Annotated in this window: 7 protein-coding genes; all 7 read left to right on the forward strand. The window is 40.7% G+C overall.

Annotation, left to right across the window (positions count from 1 at the left end; translation table 11 throughout):
• The first annotated feature begins 267 nt into the window (after positions 1–267).
• Positions 268–1,323, forward strand: coding sequence for a hypothetical protein (locus tag ACOVQ4_RS03225; RefSeq protein WP_421819217.1), 1,056 nt, complete (start codon positions 268–270; stop codon positions 1,321–1,323).
• Positions 1,320–2,180 carry a cytidylyltransferase domain-containing protein gene (locus tag ACOVQ4_RS03230; RefSeq protein ID WP_421819218.1) on the forward strand — a complete coding sequence of 287 codons (861 nt, stop codon included), beginning with the start codon at positions 1,320–1,322 and terminating at the stop codon, positions 2,178–2,180. Before ACOVQ4_RS03225 ends, ACOVQ4_RS03230 begins: the two co-directional genes overlap by 4 nt.
• 152 nt (positions 2,181–2,332) lie before the next feature.
• On the forward strand, positions 2,333–3,190 hold the full coding sequence (locus tag ACOVQ4_RS03235) for a transketolase (protein WP_421819219.1): 858 nt from the start codon (positions 2,333–2,335) through the stop codon (positions 3,188–3,190).
• A gap of 95 nt (positions 3,191–3,285) precedes the next feature.
• Positions 3,286–4,224, forward strand: coding sequence for a transketolase family protein (locus ACOVQ4_RS03240; protein WP_421819220.1), 939 nt, complete (start codon positions 3,286–3,288; stop codon positions 4,222–4,224).
• Positions 4,225–4,385: 161 nt separating this feature from the next.
• Positions 4,386–5,729, forward strand: a complete 1,344-nt coding sequence (locus ACOVQ4_RS03245; RefSeq protein WP_421819221.1) for an aminotransferase class III-fold pyridoxal phosphate-dependent enzyme — start codon at positions 4,386–4,388, stop codon at positions 5,727–5,729.
• A 2-nt stretch (positions 5,730–5,731) separates the two neighbouring features.
• Complete coding sequence (locus tag ACOVQ4_RS03250; RefSeq protein ID WP_421819222.1) at positions 5,732–6,571, forward strand: SDR family oxidoreductase; 840 nt, start codon at positions 5,732–5,734, stop codon at positions 6,569–6,571.
• A 71-nt stretch (positions 6,572–6,642) separates the two neighbouring features.
• A complete protein-coding gene (locus ACOVQ4_RS03255) occupies positions 6,643–7,155 on the forward strand; it encodes a KdsC family phosphatase (RefSeq protein ID WP_095161434.1) in 513 nt (170 codons plus the stop codon).
• The last annotated feature ends 98 nt before the right edge of the window (positions 7,156–7,253 follow it).

The following is a 7,253-nucleotide window of genomic DNA, read 5'->3' on the forward strand; positions in this document are numbered from 1 at the left end:
ATTTACTAGTTCAAGACTTAGTCTTGGACTCATTTTTTTAACAGTTTAAAACTGTATTTACAAAATTCAGCTGAATAAAACTTTTCGTTTTGCCCAACAATAACCTAAGGTTTGTTTTTGGGTTGCACTTCCTTTATTATCAAATTGTTAACTCAATAATTCGTAACCTATTCATAATATTTGGGTAATAATAATTCTCTACTTTTACATCACAGAAAACGCTAGATATTACTAGAATTCTGGACTCACTAAGCTTATCAATAGCGGATGCATATACCAAAGAAAATACTGTTTATCACAGGGTCGATTAATCAAACCTCGCAGATGCACCAAATCGCTCAGCAATTGCCTGAGTATGATTGTTGGTTTAGTCAGATTTTTGCCGACTCGCCCTTGGTGAACTGGGTAATCGAAAATACCACTTGGGCCGACCGCACGGTGCTGGCTGGGCAGTTTCGTCGCAATTCGGAGACCTATTGCGCTGAGCACGGTTTGCAGATGGACTACAAAGCACAAAAAAATCGCTACGATTTGGTAGTCTATTGTTCGGATTTGATTATTCCTGACAGAATGCTTCAAACCAAAACTTTGTGGGTGCAAGAAGGTATGATAGATGAATGCACCACTATTAGCAAATGGGTCAAAAAATTACATCTGCCTCCTTACTTAGCTATAGGAACATCCCTGAACGGAACTTCCAATATTTGCGATGTGTATTGTGCTGCATCGGAAGGCTACAAAGGATATTTTTCTGACATGGGAACCCAAGCTCACAAAATTATGGTCACAGGTATGCCTAATTTTGATAATTGTGAAAAGTTTGTGGATAACACCCTCGATATGAAAAACTATGTGTTGGTAACTACTTCTGATATTCGCGAATGTTACCGACCAGACGATAGAGTAGGCTTTATCAAACGTTGTGTTGAAATCGCCAACGGACGACCATTGGTGTTTAAGCTACATCCCAACGAGATTTTTGAAAGAGCCATTGCCGAAATCAAAGAAAATACGCCCGAAGGTACTTTTATTTACACTAATGGCAATGTAAATCACATGATTGCCAATTGCGACGAATTGATTACACAGTATTCGACGCTTGTATATGTGGGTATTGCCTTGGGGAAAAAAGTACATTCTTATTTTGATGTGGAGGACCTAAAAAGATTAGCGCCAATTCAGAATGGAGGTACTTCTGCTCAAAATATTGCTCGTGTATGCCGTGACTTTTTGGAATTTAATGGTAAAAAAGAAGACTTTACCAAACAGTACCAATACCACGCAACACCCATTATTAAACCTAGTCTTTGCGAAATCGCATGAGTCAAACGCCAGTTATCACCATCGTCGTACAAGCTCGCATGAGTTCGAGCCGATTGCCAGGTAAAGTAATGCTTCCTATCTTGGAAGAGCCCCTACTTTACCGCATGATAGAGCGCCTTCGAATGGTAAAGCGTATATCACATATCGTTATTGCAACTTCTGATCATACACATGACGATGTCATTGAGCGTTTTTGTAAAAAATATCAAATAGATTGTTACAGAGGAAGTCTTAATGATTTACTCGACAGGCATTGGCAAGTAGGGCATTTGACCGAAGCAGACGTTGTTCTTAAAATACCATCAGATTGTCCACTTATCGACCCTCGTATTGTGGATAAAGTATTAGATGTGTACTTGTCAGCACCCGACAAATATGATTATATAAGTAACTTACATCCTGCTACTTATCCCGATGGCAACGATGTAGAGATTATGAGTTTTAAAGCCCTAACCAAAGCTTGGGAGGAGGCAGTTCGGCCTTTGGAACTAGAGCATACAACGCCTTATTTCTGGGAAAATCCAGAGAAGTTCAAACTAGGCAATGTACTTTGGGAAACAGGTTTGGATTATTCAATGTCACACAGATTTACCATAGATTATCATGAAGACTACCAATTTATTAAGCGGATTTTTGAAGAGCTATATCCTCTCAAGCCTGAGTTCTCTTTGGAAGATATTTTAAATTTATTGGCGCAAAAGCCTGAAATTATGGCTATTAACGCTCAGTGGGCAGGTGTCAATTGGTATCGAAACCATTTGGACGAGCTAAAAACCATCGACGCTTCTATGACGGTTCAGGTAGAAGCACAGGGTCTGGTGCCTTCCCCAAAACTATCAAATTCCAATGAATCATAAGTAATAATGATTGTTGGAAAAATAAGTCTTTTTTTATTAGAATTCTTGGTACAAGACGCAACGTAGAACGTCTATCCTTTAAAAATAAAAAAGTGTAATTAGATTGAAAAATCACTCATTCATTCAATCGAAACTCACTCAATAAACTACCCATGAACGAAGTAAAATTAAAGAAATTGGAGCAAACGGCTTTACGAGTTCGTGAGCATATCATCAAGCTTTCGACTGACGGAGGCTGTTTTGTGGGTGCATCGCTTTCAGCAACCGATTTAATCGTTTACCTCTACACAGAATTCCTCAACTTAAACTCTACTAACTTGGATGACCCCGACAGAGACTATTTGTTTTTGTCGAAAGGGCACGATGTGCCAGCACTTTATGGTACGTTGGTCGAAATGGGTGTTTTAGAAGCAGAGAGACTGCAAAACCACTTATCAACCAACGACCATATCTATTGGCATCCCAATACCCAAATCCCTGGTATTGAGTTTCATTCGGGTTCTTTGGGACATTTGCCAGCGGTATCAGTGGGTGTGGCAATGGACTTGAAAATTAGTGATTCTCAAAATCGCGTGGTATGTATCTTGGGTGATGGCGAGCTTAATGAAGGTTCGGTTTGGGAGGCAGTTATGGTGGCACACGCGCACAAATTAGACAACCTTATTTTTGTGGTGGATCGCAACAATTTCCAAGCCAATATGGCCACAGAAGACCTTATTCCACTAGAGCCTTTAGTAGATAAATTTGAGGCTTTTGGTTGGGAAGTATGTCGCATTGATGGACATAATTTCTTGGATTTGGAAGAAGCATTTGCAGACTTGCCATACAAAAAACATAAACCAAGTGTAATAATAGCCGATACAGTTCGAGGAAAAGGTTTACCAAGTATCGAAGCTCGTGCTGACCGTTGGTTTTGCAATTTTTCGACTGTAGAAATTGAACAACTCTTACAAGAACTCCACGGGCAACAAAAGGCTCAAATTGATTCAGAAACCCTTGTGGTAAGATAGATCGCAGAGACGTTGCATCGCAACGTCTTATTGAGTGGCTGAGTTTTCTGTTATTAATTCACAACTCGCTCATTCACAATTAACTAATTGAATTTATGTACGAAGAACTACTAAAAAATATAGCCATCGACGACGAGCGTATCGTGGTCATGACAGCCGAAAACCGTGCTTTGATTCGTAATTTGCCTCCAGTTTTAGGTAAAAGATTTATCGATACAGGAATTACCGAACAATGTATGGTAGGTGCCGCCGCAGGGTTGGCATTACGTGGAAGAGTGCCTGTATTACACGCATTGGCGTCTTTTCTTTCGATGCGTGCGTTTGAGTTTGTTCGCACCGATGCAGGAATCCCCAATTTACCTATCAAGTTGAGCGCCTTTATTCCAGGTTTTTTATCTGATGGCAACGGTCCCACACACCAAGCTGTAGAGGATGTATCTCTCATGCGAGGAATTCCAAATATGCAAGTTTTTGCACCAGCCAATGAGCAAGATTTGGCCATAATGTTACCCGAAATTCTTGCCTCTAAACATCCAGCTTATATTCGTATTTGTCACCGTCCTACCTCTTTTCAACATCAAAAACACTTTGAAATTGGCAAAGCTGAAGTTATTGCTGAAGGTACAGATGTTACCTTGCTGACTTACGGTTTTATGCTTGAGCAAACGCTTATCGCCGCCGAAATTCTTAGAGCTGAAGGCAAGTCTGTGGGTATCGTAAATCTTCGTAGTCTCAAGCCAATCGATGAAGCTTATCTGGTAGATTTAACGCAAAAAACAGATTTGTTAGTAACCATCGAAGACCATTTTGTTACAGGAGGTTTGTATTCTATTGTTGCAGAAATTTTCTTGAAAAAACAGATACAAGCACCTGTTTTACCTATTGCACTATTCGAGAAATGGTTCAAACCAGCACGCTTGCAAGAGGTGCTAGAATACGAAGGATTTACAGGAAAACAAATAGCAGAACGTATTTTGGGCTATCATACTGAATCCATTCAGCCTCATATCATAGCGTCTGAATTTGCAGAATAATCCCCACTTGTAGAGACGTTGCACGCAAGGTCTTTTAGGCTAAAGAAAAAAGGAGTTTTATATGAAATTATAAAGACCTCTTGCCTAATGCATACAGCTTACAGCCTAAAGCCGAACTATATACAACATTGCATTTCGAGAATCACCATTAATTCATTGTCATGCCAAACGGAGTAAAATTTAACGACCATTATCCTAATATTACTATTTCGGATATTTTATATGAACGGGCTTTGGCTGTTCAAAAACCTATTACTCAGACCCTTGCTAAAGGGCCAGGTCAATTTACCAAAGGTGTTGCACCAAAGTATTTGGTAAAAGGAAAAGGCTCACACGTTTGGGATGTCGATGGCAACGAGTATATCGACTATAACGCCGCAATTGGTCCAGTATCTTTAGGATATTGCTACCCAGCAGTCGATGAGGCCATCCAAAGCCAATTAGCTGACGGAATTTCGTTTTCTCTGACGCATCCTTTAGAAGTTGAGCTTTCAGAACTGATTCAAGACATTATTCCAAACGCTGAAGCAGTCAAAATCTCCAAAATGGGAGCAGATGTTTGTTCGGCGGCTATTCGTGTATCACGTGCTTTTACAGGTCGTGAAAAAATCTTCTGTTGTGGCTATCATGGTTGGCATGATTGGTATATCGGTATCACAAGTCGTAATGCTGGTGTGCCCGAAAGTACGCAAAATATGACTTATACTTTCGAATACAACGACATCGAAGGTATTCGTGCTGCCTTGGACGAAGACGTGGCAGCTGTGATTTTAGAGCCATTTATTTTTGAAGCACCTAAAAACAATTTCCTTCAAGAATTAGCCGAAGCTTGTCGTGAAAATGGCACTTTGTTGATTTTTGATGAAATGTGGACGGGTTTTCGTATTGCCTTGGGTGGTGCACAAGAATATTTCCAAGTAAAACCAGACTTAGCGGTTTACTCAAAGGCTTGTGCTAATGGAATGCCAATTGCCTTGTTGACGGGTCGTGCAGACGTTATGGAGCTTTTCAACAAAGAAGTATTTAGCTACACAACTTTCGGTGGCGAAACTTTGTCTTTGGCAGCTTGTATTGCAACCATTCGTGAATTACAAGAAAAAAATGTACCAGCGTATTTAGCTGAAAAAGGGGCGATTTTACAACAAGGATATAACCAGATTGCAGAGGAGTTTGGCTTGGGCGCATTTACCAAATGTATCGGCTATCCATGTCGCTCTATGGTAACATTTAGTCCAGAAGCTGGCAATGGCCTTGAGCTAAAAACGCTTATGCAACAAGAAATGATTAAGCGTGGTATCCTGTGGGCAGGTTTTCATAATATGTGCTACAGTCATACCGACGAGGATATTGCTTACACTTTGTCTGCGTATCGTGATGTTATGCCAATCATGAAAAAAGCGATTCTTGATAAAGATGCAATGCCATTGATTCGTGGAGAAGTATTAGAAGCTGTTTTTAGAAAAACCTCAAACTACAATATCAAACCTGCTTTGCAGAAAGCCTAACCATGAATCAGCTAATCTCGAATCCATCTTTGGCTGTGCCCCAATTGTTTTCATTGGCAGGTAAAACAGCTATTGTTACAGGTGCTACAGGATTGATTGGACAAAAACACTGCGAGGCGCTCGCTGTCGCAGGTGCCAATGTGGTTGTAGCCGACGTACTCGAATTACAAGCCAAAAGTTTGGCTAATCAATTAGGAGAAAAACATATTGGTCTAAAGCTCGATGTTACAAACCCTAATAGTTTGGAGAAAGCCAAAGCGACTATTCTCGAAAAATATGGCTCAATCGACGTGTTAGTCAACAATGCGGCTATCAACGATATGTTCGAAAATCCATTGATGGCAAAAGAGTTATCAGCTTTTGAAAACTATCCGTTGGAGTCTTTCCGAAAATCACTTGAAGTAAATGTTCTTGGGGTCTTTTTATGCTCGCAGATATTTGGCTCAGTAATGGCTGAGGCGGGTGCTGGTAGCATTATCAATATCGCATCCACTTATGGCATGGTGGGTCCTGACCAACAAATTTACCGTGACGAAAACGGGGAGCAGAGTTTTTTTAAATCTCCATCTTATCCAACTACCAAAGGTGCTGTTCTCAACTTTACGCGCTTTTTGGCTGCCTATTGGGGGCACAAAGGTGTGCGTGTGAATACACTGTCACCAGGGGGTGTTGAAAACGGTCAGAACGAATTTTTTATCAAAAACTATACAAATAAAACGCCACTTGGTCGTATGGCTCAGCCTAACGATTACCAAGGGGCATTGGTATTCCTTGCTTCTGATGCTTCGGCTTATATGACGGGCGCCAACCTAGTAGTCGATGGCGGGTGGACAAGCATTTAGAGTTTTGAATTTTGAGTGCAGAGTTTTGAAATAGCTACAATGTTCAAGTAAGCTTAACCACAAATTACTCAATGGAAAAATTACAACATATAAAATTGCTCCTTACCGACTGTGACGGCGTTTTGACCGATGCAGGGGTATATTATGGAGAAAATGGTGAGGTATTGAAAAAATTCAATATCCGTGATGGCATGGGTGTCGAGCGTTTGCGCAATAGACAAATTGCTACAGGTATCATTACTGGCGAGCTTTCGCCTTCTGTACGCAAACGTGCCGAAAAACTCAAGATTACCGAATTGCACATGGGTATCAAAGATAAACTGGCGGTACTCCAACAAATACTGGTGAATCGTAATATCCTCCCTGAGCAAATTGCCTATATCGGCGACGATGTCAATGACCTCGAAATCATGAAGCACGTAGGCTTTACGGCTTGTCCTGCCGACGCCCTTAAGCAAGTGCGTAGCCAAGTAGACTATATCTGCGAAGCCAAAGGCGGCGAAGGATGCTTCCGCGAACTAGCTGAACTTATTCTAGAGGCACAAACTCAAGAGGTGATAACTGAAATTTTATTAGAAGCTTAATAGTGGCAAAGGTTCAAAGGCACAAAGTGGCAAAGTGATTTATAATAAAGTGCCAAAGGCACAAAGTAGCAAAGGCACAAAGTGAATTAGAAAAAGAT

Source organism: Flectobacillus sp., from assembly GCF_049240685.1.
Taxonomy (GTDB): domain Bacteria; phylum Bacteroidota; class Bacteroidia; order Cytophagales; family Spirosomataceae; genus Flectobacillus.

Coding starts and splice junctions, on each gene's coding strand:
- ACOVQ4_RS03245 (WP_421819221.1), top strand. CDS start 4,386: ATGCCAAACGGAGTAAAATTTAACGACCATTATCCTAATATTACTATT.
- ACOVQ4_RS03230 (WP_421819218.1), top strand. CDS start 1,320: ATGAGTCAAACGCCAGTTATCACCATCGTCGTACAAGCTCGCATGAGT.
- ACOVQ4_RS03235 (WP_421819219.1), top strand. CDS start 2,333: ATGAACGAAGTAAAATTAAAGAAATTGGAGCAAACGGCTTTACGAGTT.
- ACOVQ4_RS03225 (WP_421819217.1), top strand. CDS start 268: ATGCATATACCAAAGAAAATACTGTTTATCACAGGGTCGATTAATCAA.
- ACOVQ4_RS03240 (WP_421819220.1), top strand. CDS start 3,286: ATGTACGAAGAACTACTAAAAAATATAGCCATCGACGACGAGCGTATC.
- ACOVQ4_RS03255 (WP_095161434.1), top strand. CDS start 6,643: ATGGAAAAATTACAACATATAAAATTGCTCCTTACCGACTGTGACGGC.
- ACOVQ4_RS03250 (WP_421819222.1), top strand. CDS start 5,732: ATGAATCAGCTAATCTCGAATCCATCTTTGGCTGTGCCCCAATTGTTT.